The organism is Pseudomonadota bacterium, assembly GCA_011049115.1.
Classification (GTDB): domain Bacteria; phylum Desulfobacterota; class Anaeroferrophillalia; order Anaeroferrophillales; family Tharpellaceae; genus DSCM01.
The window spans coordinates 1-18,721 of the sequence record DSCM01000029.1; the positions used below are offsets into that span (position 1 = coordinate 1).

Annotated in this window: 16 protein-coding genes; 9 read left to right on the forward strand and 7 right to left on the reverse strand. The window is 53.5% G+C overall.

Going from position 1 to position 18,721, the window contains the following annotated elements:
• The 3 genes from ENN66_02610 to hypD form a co-directional block, all read left to right on the forward strand.
• Positions 1-256: hydrogenase maturation nickel metallochaperone HypA (locus ENN66_02610; protein HDS15503.1), on the forward strand; the 256-nt coding region annotated here is incomplete at its 5' end.
• Between the two features lie 161 nt (positions 257-417).
• Positions 418-651, forward strand: coding sequence for a HypC/HybG/HupF family hydrogenase formation chaperone (gene hypC, locus ENN66_02615; protein HDS15504.1), 234 nt, complete (start codon positions 418-420; stop codon positions 649-651).
• The gene (hypD, locus tag ENN66_02620; protein ID HDS15505.1) at positions 638-1,756 is read left to right on the forward strand and encodes a hydrogenase formation protein HypD; all 1,119 of its coding nucleotides are present in this window, start codon (positions 638-640) and stop codon (positions 1,754-1,756) included. Before hypC ends, hypD begins: the two co-directional genes overlap by 14 nt.
• Positions 1,757-1,980: 224 nt before the next feature.
• On the opposite strand, the gene ENN66_02625 is transcribed toward hypD, so the two are convergent.
• Positions 1,981-5,049 carry a PAS domain-containing sensor histidine kinase gene (locus tag ENN66_02625; GenBank protein ID HDS15506.1) on the reverse strand — a complete coding sequence of 1,023 codons (3,069 nt, stop codon included), beginning with the start codon at positions 5,047-5,049 and terminating at the stop codon, positions 1,981-1,983.
• 386 nt (positions 5,050-5,435) lie between these two features.
• On the opposite strand from ENN66_02625, the gene hypB reads away from it, so the two are divergent.
• The 3 genes from hypB to hypE are packed head-to-tail and all read left to right on the forward strand — an operon-like array spanning position 5,436 to position 9,506.
• Entirely contained in the window at positions 5,436-6,113 is a 678-nt protein-coding gene (gene hypB / locus ENN66_02630; protein HDS15507.1) for a hydrogenase accessory protein HypB, read from the forward strand.
• Positions 6,114-6,121: 8 nt separating this feature from the next.
• Positions 6,122-8,497: a carbamoyltransferase HypF gene (hypF, locus tag ENN66_02635; protein HDS15508.1), complete on the forward strand. Its 2,376-nt coding sequence runs from the start codon at positions 6,122-6,124 to the stop codon at positions 8,495-8,497.
• Positions 8,490-9,506, forward strand: coding sequence for a hydrogenase expression/formation protein HypE (gene hypE, locus ENN66_02640; GenBank protein HDS15509.1), 1,017 nt, complete (start codon positions 8,490-8,492; stop codon positions 9,504-9,506). The genes hypF and hypE overlap by 8 nt, the downstream gene beginning before the upstream one ends.
• Before the next feature lie 125 nt (positions 9,507-9,631).
• On the opposite strand, the gene ENN66_02645 is transcribed toward hypE, so the two are convergent.
• The 6 genes from ENN66_02645 to ENN66_02670 all read right to left on the reverse strand — a co-directional run bounded on the left by ENN66_02645 (position 9,632) and on the right by ENN66_02670 (position 14,964).
• Positions 9,632-10,000: a TRAM domain-containing protein gene (locus ENN66_02645; GenBank protein ID HDS15510.1), complete on the reverse strand. Its 369-nt coding sequence runs from the start codon at positions 9,998-10,000 to the stop codon at positions 9,632-9,634.
• Positions 10,001-10,021: 21 nt separating this feature from the next.
• A complete protein-coding gene (locus ENN66_02650; GenBank protein ID HDS15511.1) occupies positions 10,022-10,939 on the reverse strand; it encodes a formylglycine-generating enzyme family protein in 918 nt (305 codons plus the stop codon).
• Between the two features lie 231 nt (positions 10,940-11,170).
• Positions 11,171-12,370: a tetratricopeptide repeat protein gene (locus ENN66_02655; protein HDS15512.1), complete on the reverse strand. Its 1,200-nt coding sequence runs from the start codon at positions 12,368-12,370 to the stop codon at positions 11,171-11,173.
• Between the two features lie 171 nt (positions 12,371-12,541).
• The gene (locus tag ENN66_02660; protein HDS15513.1) at positions 12,542-12,820 is read right to left on the reverse strand and encodes a hypothetical protein; all 279 of its coding nucleotides are present in this window, start codon (positions 12,818-12,820) and stop codon (positions 12,542-12,544) included.
• Positions 12,821-13,235: 415 nt separating this feature from the next.
• Positions 13,236-14,690: a DUF4139 domain-containing protein gene (locus ENN66_02665; protein HDS15514.1), complete on the reverse strand. Its 1,455-nt coding sequence runs from the start codon at positions 14,688-14,690 to the stop codon at positions 13,236-13,238.
• Positions 14,691-14,745: 55 nt separating this feature from the next.
• On the reverse strand, positions 14,746-14,964 hold the full coding sequence (locus ENN66_02670) for a DUF386 domain-containing protein (protein HDS15515.1): 219 nt from the start codon (positions 14,962-14,964) through the stop codon (positions 14,746-14,748).
• A gap of 331 nt (positions 14,965-15,295) precedes the next feature.
• On the opposite strand from ENN66_02670, the gene ENN66_02675 reads away from it, so the two are divergent.
• The 3 genes from ENN66_02675 (at position 15,296) to ENN66_02685 (ending at position 18,103) form a co-directional block, all read left to right on the forward strand.
• A complete protein-coding gene (locus tag ENN66_02675) occupies positions 15,296-16,942 on the forward strand; it encodes a hypothetical protein (protein ID HDS15516.1) in 1,647 nt (548 codons plus the stop codon).
• Between the two features lie 2 nt (positions 16,943-16,944).
• Positions 16,945-17,361 carry a YjbQ family protein gene (locus ENN66_02680; GenBank protein HDS15517.1) on the forward strand — a complete coding sequence of 139 codons (417 nt, stop codon included), beginning with the start codon at positions 16,945-16,947 and terminating at the stop codon, positions 17,359-17,361.
• 463 nt (positions 17,362-17,824) lie between these two features.
• A complete protein-coding gene (locus tag ENN66_02685) occupies positions 17,825-18,103 on the forward strand; it encodes a hypothetical protein (protein HDS15518.1) in 279 nt (92 codons plus the stop codon).
• Positions 18,104-18,721 lie beyond the last annotated feature (618 nt).

Below are 18,721 nucleotides of genomic sequence, written 5' to 3' on the forward strand. Positions count from 1 at the left end.
CTCCTGCGGTCGCCTCTCTTCGATAGAACCGGAAAGCTTGAAATTCGCCTTTAAAACCCTGTCCGATGGTACCCCCTGCGCCCAGGCCAAGCTGCAGCTGACCATTCTTCCCCTGAAAGTTTTTTGTTTTTCCTGTGAGCGGGAAATTGAGTGCGAAGATGCCGACCCGACCCGCTGCCCGCGCTGCCAAGGTGATCAGGTCATGGTCAGTGCCGGCTTTCAGGAACTGCGGATCATTGAACTTGACGTTGATTAAAGATCACAGGTGCGCTTCGCATCAATCTACAGATTTGACCGGAACATAGTTTTCGGGTAAGAACAAAGAACAAAGTCACAGTTAGTCAGAACTGTTTTACTCCCTTTTTAAACCGACTAACTTCCTGCAAAACAGCCAATCTTATTCATTAAAGAGAAATCATGTGCATCAGTTTCCCCGGAAAAATCATCGCCTTCAATGAAGAAAAGGATCTGGCGCTGATCGAAATCGGAAGCACCAGACGCGAGGTGTCCCTGGATTTACTTGATGAGAAAGCAGACCTTGGCGACTATCTTCTCTGTCATGCCGGGTTTGCCATCCATCGTCTTGACGCCGACGAGGCCGAAGTCAGTCTGAAAGCCCTTCAGGAAATCATCGACAATGAAATTTATTGATGAATACCGTGCGCCGCAGATGGTCAAAGGCTTGCTTTCCCGCATCAGAAAAAAAGCCGCTCGACTTCCCCGTGACATCACGGTCATGGAAGTCTGCGGCAGCCATACCACGGCGATTGCCCGCTTCGGCATCAGGGAGTTGTTGCCGGATAACATTCGACTGCTTTCCGGTCCGGGCTGCCCGGTCTGTGTCACCTCCAGCCATGAAATCGACCTGGCTTTGACTCTGGCGCAACAACCCGGTGTTATCTTCTGCAGTTTTGGCGATCTTTTACGGGTGCCCGGCAGCGATGGCGACTCCCTGGAAAAAATCAGGGCGGCCGGGGCTTGCGTCGCAACCGTACACTCCGCTCTCGAGGCACTGAGCCTGGCACAAAACCATGCCGAGCGTCAAATCATTTTCATGGGCATCGGCTTTGAAACCACCTCGCCCACGGTCGCGGCCGCCATTTTGCGAGCGCAGAAACTCAAACTCAGCAACTTCTTTCTCTTTGCCTGCCACAAGCTGATGCCACCGGTAATGCAATCCCTGCTGGACGCAAAAGAAATAAACATCGACGGCTTCCTTTGCCCTGGTCATGTCGCGACTATCATTGGAGCCCGGGCCTTCACCTTTATCGGACAACAAAAAAAAGCTGCGGTGGTCGCCGGTTTTGAACCAACCGACATTCTCGCCGCCCTGGATCTGCTGCTGGAGGAGTTAACTGAAAAACCGAGCCCGGTCCGCATTCAGTACCAGCGTGCGGTCACCTTTGCCGGCAACCGCAAAGCTCAGGCGATTATGGCCGAGGTTTTTCAGACGGTCCCGGCTAAATGGCGCGGGTTGGGAGAGCTTTCCGCAAGTGGACTTGGCTTGCGGGATGAATTCATCCAGTTTGAAGCCCTCTCCCGCTTTTCAATCGAAAACATTCCGAAATCAACCATGCCTTCACCTTGTCGCTGCGGCGATATTCTGCGCGGCCTCATTTCCCCTGCCGACTGCCCGCTTTTCGGCAGACGCTGCACTCCGGCAAATCCGGCCGGTCCCTGCATGGTTTCCGGCGAAGGCAGCTGTGCCGCCGCTTACCATTACCAGACTCCGTTTCAAATCCACCATCAGGGTTAAATTGACCCTGATGGGCTCAATTGCTTTAGCGGTTCTGAACATAACACAAACCTTCCTTGATAAACTCGTAACCACTCTTAAAAAACGCAGACAACAGGATGACCCCGTAACCGCTTCGCATGCGAGGCGCCCGTAACCTGAGAGACATACGGCGGAGATAAAAGTACGAGGCGGTGCCGAAGGCAGGAAAAAGAAATAAAGCCAATGGAGTTATCAGGCAGCCATCATCTTTCGCCATCCAGAACTTCCCTGATTTTATGTGACAGCTGTGAGATTTTAAAAGGTTTCTGAATAAAACCCAGACAACCTTGGTCGATAATTTTCTGGGCCTGGCCGTCCAGACTGTAACCACTGGAAAGCAGGGTTTTTACCTCCGGGTCAAGCTCCAGTAACCGTTCATAAAACTCACCACCACCCATCTTCGGCATAATCATGTCAAAAATCACCAGCTCAATCCGGTCCCGGTTGGCCTGATAAATCTCCAGAGCGGCCGCCCCTGTATCAGCCGTCAGCACCCGATAGCCAATCATCTCCAACATCTGGCTGTTGACCTCGAGAATCATGGCTTCATCATCGACCAGGAGAATTCTCTCCGTCCCATACATGATCTGATCATCATCGTTCGCGGCATCGCTCGCCACCGCATCACCTTGAGCCGCCGGCAGATGAATGGTCACCGTCGTTCCCCGCCCCAGCTCACTACTGACGCTGACAATCCCGCCATGGTTCTGAATGATACCATAAACCGACGCCAGACCAAGGCCGGTGCCCCGTTCTTTTTCCCGCGTGCTGAAAAAGGGTTCGAAAATTCTTTTCTGGGTCGCTTCATCCATCCCGACACCGGTATCACTGACCAGAATGCTTACATATTCACCGGGACACCGGGAAAAAGCCGCAACATAGTCCTGATCAAGAACAACCCTTTCCGTTTGCACATAAAGATCCCCCCCCGCAGACATTGCCTGCCAGGAATTAATGTACAGATTGAGCAGGCATTGTTCGATCTGGCCCCGGTCAATCGCTACGGCCGGAAGCCCTAAGGCCAGTTTTTCATGAATCGTGATCTCTTTGCGCGTGCGCCCGAACATTTGATTATGGTTTCTGATCAACTGGTTCAGATCAGTCAACCTGACCTCATATTTTCCACCGCGGGCGAAACCAAGCAGCTGTCGGGTCAAAGCGGTGCCGCTCTGCACATATTGTTCAATATTCTTCAGTTTTTTGTAGTCCTGATCTTGCGGCGGGCGAGCCGTCAGCAACAATGACACGTTGCCCTGAATCCCCATCAGGAGATTGTTGAAATCATGTGTGAGACCGCCGACCAGAACCCCAATGGCTTCCATTTTTTCCGCCTGCAGCATCTGCTGTCGCAATTTCCTGACCTGGCGCTCCGCCAGAATCCGCTCGGTCACATTCCGGCCGATACCACTGACATAGGCTGCGCCGCTTTCAGGTTGCACCAGCGTACACTGGTGTTCGATATACACCTTATCCCCGGAATTGCTGAAATAACTGGTAATCCCCGCGGCTCGACCTCGAGTTCTGATCGGCTCCAGGTACTCGGTGATAAACAGAGGGCGCAGCTCCGGTTTCATAAAATCCGATATTTTGCGACCGATAAACTCCTCCCGTTTGAAACCCATGGTTTTGGCCACCGCCAGATTGACCGTCTGCAGACGGCCTTCAAGGTCATGGGTGTAAACCAGGTCACTGATGGAATCAAACAGTTCGCGAAAATGAAGTTCCGATTGTTCCAGGGCCTTCCGGGCTTTACACAAAGCCGTGATCTCAACCGTCACTCCCAGGATCGTCTTCAATTGTTCTTTTTCATCAAAAATAGGGTACGTGGTAAAGAGCGCCGAAAACGGCGTACCATCTTTTTTCAACAAAATGGTTTCTCCGTTAAAACCGACCTTTTTTTGACGCATGGAGGCAATCATTTGGGGAAATCTGGCCACTTCTTCCGGCCGATGCAGGATTGCCACCGGTTTACCGATAACCTCGGCGCGGGAATAACCGAAAATGACCTCGGCTCCGGAACTGAACTCCAGAATCCGCGCCTCACATCCGTTAAAATCGGTCATGATTAAAGCCACATTACGGGCGGCAGCAAAAATCGTTTGCAAGCGCCCTTCACTTTCTCTCAGCGCCATTTCGACCCGACGACGGCGAAGATTACTGATCACCAGTAAAATGACGACGACCGACAAGCCGGCAAGTAAGATCCCTAATTTCCAGACCCAGGAGGCGTATTTTTCACAAAAAGAAACCGGTCGATTGATCACCGTGCTGCCGGACGGAAGCCGGGCCGGGTCGAGACCGAAACGCTGCATCTGCCGATAATCAAACATGAAAAGATTAGGGCTGTTCCTGATAACCGGAAGCGAGCTGAAATTATCTTCCCGCAAACCCCTTAAACCCATTTCCGCTGCGGTTTGCCCCTGGGAAAAACCACTTATCAATTTGCCTCCGACAATCCCGTGACCAAGAAAAAACTCCCAGCAACTATAGATCGGAACCAGGCTGACCGCAGCGCACATCGCAATCGACTTCTCAAACGAAAGTACAGCCCCCTGCCGATCCCGAATCGTGGTCAGCAATAAGACCAGACTGTCCGCGGACAGATTCCGAAGATGTTCGCGCAGCTCGTCAAAACGCAGCTGATTCCGTTCAAAATAAACAACCTCAGGGTGAGACGACAACCCGGAAAGAGCGTTTTCCAACAGAGCTCGATTGGCCAGATAGGTCGGAGAGAGGTCGCCGTAAACCACAATTTTCCCGGTCCTGGGATGCAGCCGCAGGGCGACTTCAAGGGTTTCACCAATCGTTAAATCTTCAACCACGCCCGTGAAAAGCCGCAGGCCCTGCAGCATTTCATCCCGGAAATTATTGACGCCACAGAAAACCACCGGGGTCCCAGGAAAGAGCTGGTCTCGATAACGGCGCAGGAAATCAAAGGCGACGTTGTCAACGGCAATAACCAGGGCAAACGCTTGATCTTTAAACTTATAAGTGTACAGATCAAGCAACCGCAAAAGCCAGGCCTCGCTGTGAAGGCGCTTGCCATCCATGTACTCAAAACTAAGTTCTATTTTATGGTCTTGCCGACTATAAACCGAAACAATGCCCCGGTCGATCTCATCATCCCAGGAGAGTCCTCGGTGATAGGAGTGGAGTACCAGGACCTTAAGGTCCGGTCTCTCTCCGGCGACCGCACCCACAGCCTTGCTCCAGGCCAGAAAATAAAGCAATCCCAACAGACTGATGATAGTTATTTTTTTTAAAAAGTGCATTATTCAACTCCGTGTAACGACACCGCTCAGGTTCGGCCGGTCTGGAACTCGAAGCCTCTCCTCTTGAGCCCGAAAAGCAGCTTCACGGAACCAAGGTTTTCCCAGACTTCGTTCTCGTCAGAACTGATTATACGCCGCGAAACAAAAAAACTAAATGAAAAAACCGTTTTCAGACAACAACACCACCGTCCGCCACAGGCAGGGCTTCAACCCGCTCATAACCCCAGAAACAAAGGCCGCATAATTATCCGGCCGTCAAACGAAATTTCCGGTTTTTTCCGCTTTTTTTTCGCGGGCCTCCGTGGTAGACTTGAAATCAAGGTCGTAAGCTTGCCAACCTCTTTCACCCCTGATCAATTTCAGGCCATCCAATCAAGAGCAAAATCATGAAAATCAGCCTCGTAAAAAACATCCTTAATGCCGGCAATCGGATTGCCGGGGAGAATCGGACCCTGTTTGACGAAAAAGATATTTTTGTTTTAAATCTGATGAGCTCACCCGGCGCCGGGAAAACCAGTCTGGTTGAAAAAACCATTCTCGCTCTGCGTGAGGAATACCGAATCGGGGTGATTGAGGGCGATATTCAGGACAGCTATGACGCCGAACGAATTGCCCGGCTTGAGATTCCCGTGGTGCAGATCAATACCGGTGGCGCCTGCCATCTCGATGGCAACATGATTCGGGAAACCTTAAGTTCCTTTGATCTTGACCAACTTGACCTGCTGATCACCGAAAATGTCGGCAATCTGGTCTGTCCGGCCGAGTTCAAGATCGGTGAAAACGCCAAGATCATGATGCTGAGCACCCCGGAAGGCGCCGACAAACCGGCTAAATATCCGCTGATGTTTGCCGAATCAGCGGTTCTTCTGATCAACAAAATCGATCTTGCCCCCTACGTCGATTTTGATTTCGACAAGGCCCGCCATGATGCGCTGGCAATCAACCCACAACTGTCCATCTTTGAAGTTTCCTGCAAGAGCGACAGCGGCCTCGCCGACTGGTATGCATGGCTGCGGCAGGCCATCGCCGATTTCAGAGCACCTCGGCCGAAGGCCGGAGAATAAGGTGAGCTTTGCCGAAACGAAGAATCAGGCTTAAATTCAGTGGTATTGTCCAAGGGGTCGGTTTCCGCCCACACGTTTATCGTCTGGCCACCAGCTTGAAACTTTCAGGTTTTGTCTGCAACCGTCCGGATGGCGTACTGGTAGAAATTGAGGGCGAGAGCCCAAACCTTGCGATCTTTCTTGAAAAAGTGCTGACTGATCGGCCGGCGGCCGCCGCGATCAATCACCTCGCCCAGGAAGAGCTGCCTCCTGAAAGAAGGCTTGAGGAAAATCCATTTTTTGAAATTCGCGCCAGCCCCGAACAGGGACGGCATGATTTTAGTGTCGGTCCCGACCTCGCCGTCTGCGCCGCCTGTCTGACCGAGCTCAATCACCCGGAAGACCGGCGCTATGGCTACCCTTTTATCAACTGCACCAACTGCGGCCCCCGCCTGACTATCGTCAAAGATCTGCCCTATGACCGCCGGCGGACAACCATGGCCGGATTCTCCCTGTGCAGCCGCTGTCAGGCTGAATATGACCAGCCCGAAAACCGGCGTTTTCATGCTGAAGCCACCGCCTGTCCCGATTGCGGCCCGCGGCTTTCGCTCAGAGATGCCGCAGGGCATGAATTAGCCGAGGCCGAGTCGGCCCTGAAACTGACCGGTGAATTCCTGCACCGGGGCGCAATTGTCGCCATCAAGGGAATCGGCGGTTTTCACCTGGCGGTCACGGCCGACAACCAGGAAGCCGTCATGCTTTTACGCCGGCGCAAGCATCGGGAAGCCCGCCCTTTCGCCCTGATGGTTCAACATCTCGAAATCGCTGAAACACTTGTTCATCTCAACGAAGACGAACGCCAGCTGCTGACCTCCCCGGCCCGACCGATAGTTTTGCTCGAAAAAAAAAATCCCGCCCCGACAAGCGTCGGGCAGCGTTTGGCTCAGGCCGTGGCTCCCGGTCTGGCGCATTATGGCATCATGCTGCCCTACACCCCCCTGCACCATCTCCTCTTTTCCACAGGCCTTCAGATTCTGGTTATGACCAGCGCCAATCTCAGCGACGACCCGATTGTCATTGACAACCAGGAAGCCTTGCTCCGTCTCGCCGGTATCGCCGACTATTTTCTCATGCACGATCGCGACATCATCGTTCGCCTCGATGACTCGGTCGCCATGGTCATCGATCACCGGGAGCGGATCCTGCGTCGATCCCGGGGCTATGTTCCCCAGACGCTGGCACTGACCGAAAACCTGCCCGCAGTTCTCGCCCTGGGGGCTGATCTGAAAAATTCGCTGTGTTTGCTAAACCGGCAAAAAGCCCTTTGTTCTCCCCATGTCGGCGACCTTGACAATCCGACGGCCCGTGATTTTTTTCATGAGAATATCAGTTTACTGAAAAAGATCTCAGGTGTCAGCCCCAGGATAATTGCCTGTGATCGGCATCCCGAATACTACAGCCATCAAATTGCCGACCAACTCGCACCGGGCCGGGTAATCGCAATTCAGCATCATCACGCCCATATCGTCAGCTGCATGACCGACAACCAACTCAAGGGAGCGGCGCTCGGTCTGGCCATGGACGGCACCGGTTACGGCCTTGACGGTCACATCTGGGGTGGGGAATTTCTTAAGGTTGACGACAACGGCTTTTGTCGACTCGGACAGCTGTTATATATCCCCCTGCCGGGCGGCGAACTCGCGATTCGTGAACCCTGGCGCGCGGCTCTGGCCCTGCTGTTTCTCATCTATCCGGAAAGCTGGTGGCCGGTCGCGCAAAAGCTCAAGCTGACGCCCCCGGGTTTTTCGCAAGACCACCTGCAAAGCCTGCTGTCCCAGCGCCGAAACCGCCCTCTGACCTCCAGTCTGGGCCGCATCTTCGACGCAGTCGCCGCTCTTCTCGGCCTTCGTCACACCGTAACCTTCGAAGGACAGGCGGCGATTGAACTTGAAGCGGCGGCTACCACCTACAACAACAGCACCCAAACGCCGGAACTTTTCGGCTTTGCGCTTGAAAAACATGGGAACAGACGGGGCGAGATCTATTATCAGCTCAATCTCCTGCCGCTGCTGCAAAAACTGGTGGAACGAATTTTACAGGGCGACCCCCCGGAAAAGAACGCCCGCATCTTCCATGACTCGCTGATTCAGGCTCTGATGAGTCTGGCCATGAGACTATGCCGGGAATATGATTTAACACAAATTGCTTTGAGCGGCGGCTGTTTTCAGAACCGACTCCTCCTGCGGGGCTGTCTCGACTGGCCGGAACGGCCTCCTGAAATCAGCCTTCATGCACACTGCCGGGTTCCAACTAATGACGGCGGCCTGGCTTTGGGCCAGGCGGTCTGCGCCGCCCAAATCATCAAACTTGAAAATTCCCTGGAAAGTGACTCCCGACATGAGTGAAGAGCGTATTCGTCTGGGTCATGGCGGTGGCGGCCGCCTGACAGCCGATCTGATCCATCATCTTTTTCTGGAAAAATTCAGCAACCCCATTCTGGAAAACATGAACGACAGCGCCACCTTGTGCCTCGGCAACCGGGAAATCAGTTTCACGACCGACAGCTATGTTGTTAATCCGCTTTTCTTCCCCGGGGGCAACATCGGTTCCCTGGCGGTGTGCGGAACCGTCAACGACCTGGCTATGTCCGGTGCCCGACCACTCTATTTAAGCGCGGGCTTCATTATCGAAGAGGGTTTCCCGATGAAACAGCTGGTCGAAATCACGGAAACCATGGCGCAAGCGGCCCGGGAAGCCGAGGTGCTGCTGGTCACCGGTGACACCAAGGTCGTCCCCCGGGGAATGGCCGACGGCCTTTATATCAACACCTCCGGCATCGGGATTCACGATCACGGATCGCCGCTCACTCCAGCCCGCATCGAACCCGGCGACGCCATTCTTATTAACGGCACCACCGGTGACCACGGCGCCGCGGTCATCAGTTGTCGCGACAACACCTTTCACTCGCAAGCCATCGTTTCCGATGTCGCCGCCCTGCATCCTCTGGTCAGAAAGCTGCGGGAAGAAAACATCGAATTGCACTGTCTGCGGGATGTAACCCGGGGCGGCCTCGGCGGAATTCTGGCGGAACTGGCACAGCAGTCCGGAAAAGGTTTTATCATCAAGGAAGAAAAAATAGGGCTCGCGGAAGGTGTTCGCGCCCTTTGCGAGATCTATGGCTTTGATCCGCTGCATCTCGCCAACGAAGGGAAAATGGTCATCTTCTGCGCCGCCGGGGACGAGGAGCGGGCCTTAGGTGTGCTGCGCCGACACCGCCTTGGGCAACAGGCCGCAGGTATCGGTCGCGTGCTTTCGACAGCTTCAGCTCGACCTCAAGTCATCCTCGAAACCCTGATCGGCGGCCACCGCGTCATCGATCTGCCCACGGGAGAACTGGTGCCCAGAATCTGCTGAGGAGAGCAGCTATCGACGGGCTTTTACAAAACGGCGCAGCACCGCCATGGCTTCTAAATGGGTCGTGCCGGGGTACATATCGTAAGCCTTCAGAGCTTGTAAACTGAAAGCCCGGGGCGCCTTGGTCAGGCGACCTTTCGAGGAGAGGCCGCAAGCTCAATCCCTGCAACAACCTCCTGATCGCAACCGGCCCGCGCAAGAAGTTCACTGAACATCAGTTTTTTTAAACGCAGTTGCTCACTATCGCTGAAATGGAGAAAATCACAACCACCACATTCGGCATAGTGAGGGCAATCCGCAGCTCGCCGTTCCGGACCGGACCGCATAATTTCTTCCAGGGATCCGATAACATAACTCTTTTTCTCTTTCTCGATTTTTACCAGAAGCTCATCGCCCACCGCCGCCAGAGGCACAAAAACCGCCTTGCCCTGATAAAATCCCAGACCGTTGCCGGGCGGAGCATATTTCTCAATCCGCAATCTGATCGTTTGCAAAAGACACCAATTGAAAGTATTTTAAAAAGACCCTTCGAGCAACGCTTTCATCCCGTGGCTTTCCGCGTCAGCAGTTATCGCGAGACGAAAACCCAGGTTGTAGCCGCAACTGCCGGGACTCCTCATATTCCGACTGGCTGAACGGACATAACGCGGCGCGCTGTCCCAGCAGGCGCCGCGCAAAATTCGGTAAGCTCCGTGTTGCGGACCCTGGGGGTTGGACTGTGGACCAACTTCATAATAGCCCTTGCCAAACCAGTCGGAACACCATTCCCAGACATTTCCTAGCATGTCATACAGACCCCAGCGGTTGGGCGCAAAACTCCCGACTGGAGCCGTGACCGCAAAACCATCCCGGCAGCCATGCACGCTCCAGGTCGGCCATACTTCCCTTGCGCTTAAATCCGCGATATTGGCGTAAACACAGGCTTCGTTGATCCCGTTCCCCCAGAAACGCACGGTCTCGCTTCCGGCCCGACAGGCATACTCCCATTCAGCTTCACGGGGCAAACGACACTCACGCCCGCACTGGACCGCCAACCAACGAGCGTAGGCCTCGGCATCGTCCCAGGACACCTCGACCACCGGCTGTCGGTCTTCATTCAGGGAAATCCCCTTGTAGTCATGGCTGTCATGGTCCGGTCGGAACAATCGGAACTGAGCGTTAGTCACCTCATAACGGCCAAGCCAGAAACCATCAATCATCACCCGATGCCGAGGTTTTTCCTCGGCGCAATATTTCTGATAACGGGAAACCCCAAGCTCTAGAATCAGCTCCTGTGCACCCAACTCCGTCTGGCCCATCACGAAAGAACCGGCGGGAATCCAGACAAACTCCATTCCCGTCAGAGGCTCGCGCCAGACCCGTTCATCCCCACGAACAGAAACCGGAACGCCCAGATAAAACAGCAGTAAAGCCAAAACCATACAATCTTTTATCAAGCGCCCCCCTCGTCCAGCCCCGCCAAACCAGCCTTCAGCCCATAGCCTACAAAAGATTTTCGGATAACGGCCATTTTTTTCTGTTTATAACCGGGTCCAGGCCCTGATATCAAGTCTTTTTTAAAATATAATTTTACGAGCGCGGAATGGCTCCCGAATCCAGAGGGATGCGCAAGGAAGGGAAAAAGGGAAGCACAGGCAAGTCAGGATCAGAGGCTGGAAAAAACCTCAACCAATGCGGGAAAAACCGGAAAATGCATCGGCCTTTGAATCCATATTCAGGCCGAAAATATCTTTCCCGGTGAATTTGAAAACCGTGTGCGAGGGATCCAGAGTGCCATCGGCGGTTGCATTCTGGGTTATTTTAAAATAAACCGTGGCGGTCAATTGGTCGGCGTTATAGTAAACATATTCAGGATAGGCCGGCAGTTTGACTTCAGTCTTCGGAAGCGCGAGTCCGAAATTATAAGCCTGGCCCGGCTCGCTTGAGGTTGAGCGGGAGATATTCCAGTTGAAACGATTTTCAACCGATTCACGATCCATTTCCTTGTCAAACTGAAACGTCATCTTAAAGGTCTTTGAAGCGTTGGCGGTCTCGAGATAATTATCCAGCGCGGCCACCCGGGTTCCCGGCGGCCGCAGGTAAGGAAAAGCGCCATCAGCATGGACGAAAGCAAACTTCGGTGTATCCGTTTTATACATGTAGCGGGTCAAAAGATCGGCCAGCTCCGGGGCTTCATCCTCGAGCAGGACAAAAATCTCCTGCGCCGCTTCCATGTCACCCTTGTCGGCATAGGCATAGCCCAGTTCGAGATAGGCGTCGGTAAAATCGTCATCCAGATCGATGGCGGCCTGAAACATTTCTATAGCATCGTCATAACGGCCCTGGGCGCTGTAATTCAAACCCAGCCCGTAAGGGCCGTTGACCGCCTGGGGAGCCAGCCGCTGAATACGGCGGAACTGATCCTCGGCATCGTTGTAACGTCCGGTTTTAATATAAGCCTGACCCAGCGAATAGAGATTAACGGGATCAGGATTGATCCGAACCGCTTCGTAATACTGAGCCTCGGCCTCGCGGTAACGCTCCTGTGAATAATAGAGGTTGCCGAGCTTGATCCGGGTATCATCCCGTGAACGATCGAGTTCAATCGCCTGTTGATAGGCCTGGGCGGCTTTTTCATTATCGCCGAGTTTGAGATACGAACTGGCGACATAATGAGCCGTATCAACCGCGTTGGCTGATTGCGGGGAAAGGCCGATGGCATTGCGAAAAGCAATTACCGCATTTTTATAATCGCCCTTCTGATAGGCTGTGATTCCTTTATTCAGAGCGTTAGCCGCCATCTGATCAAGGGACGCCTGTTGATCGAGGGCACTGACGAAAAATGAATCAGCGCTGACCGAGCTAAAAAGGCCGCTCATAAACATCTCCAACCTGAAGGTTGCAATTGTTCTCTTCTCTCATTGAAGAACCACCGTTTTTCAACTCCGTTGCCGCCAAGAACGCTACTATGTCATCGACAAAAAAACACTGATCTTTAGCGGATTTTTATTCGACCTCCGCTTCGCTCCCGTTTTCAGCTTCAACCCTGAAAAGGCTTACGATATTTCCCGTTGTTCCCGCAGGTTACGATTGGCGCGGTAGACCATGGCCAGAATTTCAGCCACGGCATGAAAAATATTTTCAGGAATTTCCTGGTTGATTTCCAGTTTCATCAGAATCTGCAGCAATTCAGGATCGCGCTGCAAGGGAATACCATGCTTTTGCGCCAGTTCCAGAATTCTTTCCGCGACCGCCCCGGAGCCTTTTGCGACCAGCACCGGAGCTTCATGCCGCGCCTGATCATACTGCAGGGCTGCCGCCTGGAACCTCCGCAAAGGCTCTGAAGGGACTTTTTTCGCAACCACTATCTTACATCACCAAAGGGGGCGTCGCCAGCCGGAGCAGAGCATTTCCCAGGAAAAAATCGGTTTTTGCTTTTTCAAGCTTATTTTGTCCCACCAGCTCGGCCATGACTTTCAGGATAAATTTCTCTCCATAACGGTCAAACAGAGCGATCAGTTCCATGGTGCAAATTTCTTCTCTCATTTTTCAAGCCCCCCTTTCCAGGATTTGTTTTCTCTTCGCATGGCTCTTTCTTCGTCAGAAAAAAAGAAAACTTAAGGCCTGAATCAGGCGCGAACAAGGGCGTCATTAAATTAAGGGCCCAGTCCGGCAGAGTAACACCAGGAGCAGGATCAGGGAAAGCAGCCTTTCCCGGGCCGACCGGGAATGAAAGCCGGCCCCTGGCCATTAAAATTTGACTCTGACGCTATAACTCAGTACCGTTTCCCCCTTGGGCGGCACCGGCACCCGCCAGGACGCGACCCGGCTGTTGTCTTTGAGATGTTGATGGGATTCACGCAGAATTTCCCAGTCACCCGGAACCGGCTCGACCACTTTGATCTCGACCGCTTCCGCTTTGGCATTCTTCAGCGTAAACTGAAAAGACACCTCATAGACATAATTATAAAGACTGTCACCTTCAATCTTCTTGAAGTCAGTCTGTTTGCGGGTCGCCGTCAGATCAAAAGCGTCGCCCAGTTTAAGACGCAGAGTTTCATTTTCCGGAGTATGCTCAATGCGATCCTCACCGACAAATTGCAGACCTCCCAGACTATCCTGTTTGTAAACCCGCACCACTCCTTTGGGCAAAGGCAGCCCCAAGTGGTTTTTTCGACGGTTTTCGATCTCGAGAAAAACCCCGATTTTCAGCTGACTGTCGACCTCGGCAGAGACCCGGCGATAATAATAAGCCGAACCCCGAAGCAGAAATTCCTTCTGGCAAGACACTGCAGGCGCCTGAAGTAACGCAATCTGCTTGCTCTGATTGTCGGCAATTGTCGTCGGGCGTGACAGGGTATAGAGATGATACTCAAAAAGCCCCTCCTGCGCCATCTGCGGGGCCGCGGTCGGCATCGCCTTCATCAACATTTCCCGGCGACCGCCGTCAAAGACAACGGGCTCGGGCGGAGCCTGATGCACATCGCCGGCGACCAGCTGAAGCCGGGCATTTTGATAGGAGACCCCGCTGGTATTATTCAACGTAACCCAACCGCTGAGGTTTACGGCGCGGTCGGCGGCATCAAGTTCAGCCACATAATCGGCCTGCCAGCTCAAACCTCCGCTCAGATAGCTGAGTTCCAGGTCTCGGACTCCGGCCTGACGGTTAACAAGCAGCATCGTCAGGGTCGGACGGTCGCGCAAAGTTACCGGCACTTCGGAAAAGGAGAGGCGCCCGGGAACACCGCTTTCGATATGATCGGCAAACTTCAGAACCACACCCTGATTGGCGCTTAAAACCTCGGCCGCCTGACGACTTTCACTGCCGTCGGTGGGGTGACGACTGATCACCTCAACCCGTCGTCCGACATATTTTTTCAATAGCGCCTCCGGGGTCAACAGATCAAACTCGAAATTCTGTTCGATCACAGCCAGGCCGTCGCCCGCGAGTAAGGCCGTCTCCGGGCGCAGCTGCGCGCTGACTTCACGAAACGCCAGCTTCACTTCTCCGGCGGGCAGTTCAAGCCGGCGTTTATCCTTGATCAGAGCCAGATTCTGATTATAAATCGTGATCGCCACCCCACTTTGTTCCGCCAGGGTGGTAACCAGTTCAGCTTCGGCCCCGGCGTCATTCCGGACCGGACATAGCAAACCAAGAAGAAAAAAAACGAGCTGAAAGCAAATGATTGTCCGTGATTTTTTCATAGGATCTCCCCCCTGAATTAAAATGATTTGCCGCTTTCAAGCAAGCCAGCACCAGCTACAGATCAATATATCTCTCATGGATTTCAAGCTGAGCGTCCTCATGCCTGGGCCCGGGGCCATTCGACACCGTTGCATAGACCAGATCCCCGCCTATCTCATAGCGCCCCACCGGCAGTCCACTGAGATCCGGACGCAGGAGAAATTCAATCGCCCCGGCAAAATGCTTGTTCAGGAGACGATAACGATGCAGATTCGCAAGCACATCCAAAATCATGGCCACCCCTTCCTGAAATCATTCTGAGCGCACGACCTGGTTGAAACTCGGTCCGGATAAAAAACTTTGACCAGAGCGGCGGCACCTTTTGCAACCGGCAAAGGTATGATTGGCCCCGTCGATTGCCATTCACACTTTTCCCCGAGCTCTTACAGCCACCGCGGCGACCGCCATAAAGAATACCCGATCAGACCCGATTTGACGGTAAGCTGCGTTTCGATAAAGAACCCCATCAGTAGCGGTGACTAGGTAAAAGCTGTATAAATGTCAAGAAAAATATCCGGTTGCCGGGACTTGCGTCGAAACCACTTAAATGATAGCATAGAAAACCATGCGGACTTATTCAAAGATACCTACATCCCTGGCGGCAGGCGCCGGGCTGCTCGCAGTTTTTATCATCGGTGCCCTGCTTTACGGCCCGGGCCTGAATTATCCCTTCTTTTTTGACGACTACAACAGCCTGATGAATGATCAGGGCTTGATCAATCCGAAACTTGCGCAACCTGAGGGCTGCGCCCGCGATCTGATTTTTGCGCCGCTACGCCCGGATCGCAACCTGACCTGGCTGACCTTTGCCGCAAGTTACCGGCTCGGTAAAATGAATCCCGGAACCTATCGCGCCGTCAATTTGTTTCTGCACTGCGGCTGCGCCGGGTTACTGTACCTGATTCTGGTCTTACTGCTCAAGCCAGACCAACTGAGCGGGGAAAAAGCGCAAGCCTCATCCCGAGCAGGACAGGGGAAAATCTATGCGCCCGCCCTGGCCGCCACCCTTTTTTTTCTCGCTCACCCCCTGGCTCTGAACAGCGTGCTTTACATCAGCCAGCGTTTCTGCCTGCAGGCCGCCTTTTTTTATCTGGCGAGCTTTTACGCCTGGCTTCAGGCCCGGCGCCCGGCAATGAGCCCGACCGGGTTCAAATTCAGCTCCAGATTATGGTTTTCAGCCGCCGGTCTGGCTTTCTGGGCAGCCCTGCACAGCAAGGAAATGGCGTTTACCCTGCCCCTGACCATTTTGTTTTATGAGATTTATACGGGCCGAATCAATCTCGCCAAAACCAGAAACCTTTTGCTGACCATAATGGCCTTCAGCCTCATCGGAGCCGGTTTTTGGTTATTTGCCCTCAAAATCGGTCTTTTCCATCGTAGCTGGATCAATATCGGCTTTTGCTCCTCGCGTTTATGGTCGCCCACAATTCAATTTCTCAGCGAAGCCCGCGCTTTCTTTCATTACTGGCTGCGACTGTTCCTGCCCCTGCCCCGGTGGCTCAGCCTGCATCATGAATTTTCACCAAGTGTTTCGCTTGCCGATCCGGCCTCCCTGAGCGCCCTGGCGGGACACGCCGCGCTTCTTGTCGGCGCCTTGAGAATACGCCGCCGACTGCCGCTCGCCGGTTTCGGCATCCTCTGGTTTTATCTGATTCTTGCCCCGCCCTACCTCTTCCTTCCGCAAGCAGAGCTGTTGGTCGAATACAAAACCTATCTCGCCGCCCCCGGAGCGGCGATGCTGCTCGCGGCCCTGCTGGCGGCCGCCGGCCGCCGCCTCGCCCAAACCAATCAAACCGGATTAAAGATCATCCTGGGCGGTTTGCTGGCGATCTGGCTGATATTTCTCATTCTGACCACCTGGCAGAGAAGAACGGTTTTTGCCGGTCCGCTTGCGCTCTGGAATGACGTCTTAAAAAAATACCCGGCCAGCCGCAGAGCTCTGAACAACCGGGCCGTAGCTCACCTGAAAAACCGGCAACCGGAGCTCGCCCTCGCGGATCTTGATCAGCTGGTCATTCATCACCCCGACTATGCCAGGGGCTTTGAAAACCGGGGTCGGCTGCGGCTTTATTTCAAGGATTTTACCGGAGCCGCCGCCGATTTGCACAAAACCCTGGAGTTGTTGCCCGAACGCCCGGAACTGGAGAAAATCCGAAAAGAATTGTCAGCACTCGAAGAGACGGCCCGAACAGCCGCCGGAAAGGAGAGATGAAAATGAAAAGTTTTCGCAAAGAACTTTGGTTTGAAACCAGCGAGCGCCGGGCCTTCATCAATATCACCGGCGAAGTGGAATGTTTTCTGCGGGAAAGCGGTATTCGGGAAGGCTTATGCCTGGTCAACGCCATGCATATCACGGCCTCGGTTTTCATCAACGACGACGAAGCGGGCCTGCAGCACGACTTTGAAGTCTGGCTGGAAAAGCTGGCCCCGCACCAACCGCTGGCGCAATACCGCCACAACGGCTACGAGGACAATGCCGACGCTCATCTGAAAAGACAGATCATGGGACGCGAAGTAGTCGCCGCCGTCACCCAAGGCAGACTTGACCTCGGCCCCTGGGAACAAATCTTTTACGGCGAGTTCGACGGCCGCCGCCGGAAACGGGTTCTGATTAAGATTATCGGCGAATAATGCTTTCATCAATCATTTGCAGGAGACCCCGGCAAGGAAAACCGCTTAACACCGGCGCTTGATTAAAATCATGTCGTAACGTCCAAGTTAGCCAGCGCAAAAACTACCGGGACAATATTTTTCTGCTTTGCCGAGGGGAAATATGCTTTTCGGGCTTTTCGGCGGTAAGTTCTGGGCTTTTTCGCAAGCCCGCTCAAGGAGTAGAGCTCATCAACCAGAGTTTCACTGATCTGCCTGGCTTCATTAAATCGTCTTTTAGTCGATTATTACAATGATTTATTTGTTTTTGGGTAGACTCTACTTGCCGGAGCGGTTTCAGATCTGTCTGAACTCCTTCGAATTTTGAGTTGCACGCCGCATAGCAGATGTTATACTGTCGAATAGTTTCGATTGGCCCTCGTGCGCCCTGCTGTTTCGGGTGCGCAAAAGCCCAGAAGATGAATTTGCCTTTGAAGGCTGAGCGATGAATAGACAACGTGCCCTTGACAGCAAGCCGGAGCTGCAGATCCGGTTGGCCCTGTTTGGCTCCACCACCCGTGACACGGCGAGCAGCGTCAGTGATGTCGATGTGCTGGTGACCTTTGACGGCCCGGCCACCTCCAAGCGCTATTTCGGCATTGACGACGACACCCTGTGGAGCAACGTCATCCAGGATGATGTGCCCGAATTGCTGCCGCCGCGTCCGCCCATCGACTGGACGCCGGAGCTGCGCAGCAAGTTCGACCAGGCGATGCTGACCTGAAGCAGCTCGGCATCGTCAAGGAGCTGACCGCCCAGAAACGCAACCGCCTGTTCAGCTACGCGGGCTATATCGAAATCATGAGTTACGGCACGAAACTGCCGGGCAGGTAGGCCAATTCGATTTCCATTTTCGGAATTGAATCAGATTCGTTGGGAGGTTGTTCTTGGTATTTGCTTGCGTTGCAAACCCAGCAAACTCGTCCGAAACTTGGGAAGTGGGGAAGAAAAGTTGCTTCCCCAGTGGGAACTTAAGGCGTGATTTGACTCCCTACGTGAAGTCCTTTGTTTTCAATGTGTTACGGGGTGGTTTGAGGATGGAGGCTGGGTTGCGGTCGTGAGTTGATTGCTCCACTATTTAAAAAAGACAGACCCGTCCACTAACCGCGTCCGGTTATTGGACGGGTTTTGTTTTTTTGGCGTATTGTCAGCGACTTACGTAGCTTTCTTGGTGTCGGCGCTGCCGCCCCGATCACTCCTGTTTCGGGAAACTTGTCATACGAGGGTGTAAAAAAGATTGTGTAAATGGCCATTCAGGGGTACACCGTGACCCCACCCATTAAAAGGAGCTCATATGGCCATTGAAAAAGATCTACTTGACCGCCTGCTTGCTGACTATAAA

Coding starts and splice junctions, on each gene's coding strand:
- ENN66_02685 (HDS15518.1), top strand. CDS start 17,825: ATGAATAGACAACGTGCCCTTGACAGCAAGCCGGAGCTGCAGATCCGG.
- ENN66_02670 (HDS15515.1), bottom strand. CDS start 14,964: ATGATTTTGGATGTGCTTGCGAATCTGCATCGTTATCGTCTCCTGAAC.
- hypB (HDS15507.1), top strand. CDS start 5,436: ATGAAAATCAGCCTCGTAAAAAACATCCTTAATGCCGGCAATCGGATT.
- hypD (HDS15505.1), top strand. CDS start 638: ATGAAATTTATTGATGAATACCGTGCGCCGCAGATGGTCAAAGGCTTG.
- hypC (HDS15504.1), top strand. CDS start 418: ATGTGCATCAGTTTCCCCGGAAAAATCATCGCCTTCAATGAAGAAAAG.
- ENN66_02625 (HDS15506.1), bottom strand. CDS start 5,049: ATGCACTTTTTAAAAAAAATAACTATCATCAGTCTGTTGGGATTGCTT.
- ENN66_02655 (HDS15512.1), bottom strand. CDS start 12,370: ATGTTTATGAGCGGCCTTTTTAGCTCGGTCAGCGCTGATTCATTTTTC.
- ENN66_02665 (HDS15514.1), bottom strand. CDS start 14,690: ATGAAAAAATCACGGACAATCATTTGCTTTCAGCTCGTTTTTTTTCTT.
- hypE (HDS15509.1), top strand. CDS start 8,490: ATGAGTGAAGAGCGTATTCGTCTGGGTCATGGCGGTGGCGGCCGCCTG.
- ENN66_02675 (HDS15516.1), top strand. CDS start 15,296: ATGCGGACTTATTCAAAGATACCTACATCCCTGGCGGCAGGCGCCGGG.
- ENN66_02680 (HDS15517.1), top strand. CDS start 16,945: ATGAAAAGTTTTCGCAAAGAACTTTGGTTTGAAACCAGCGAGCGCCGG.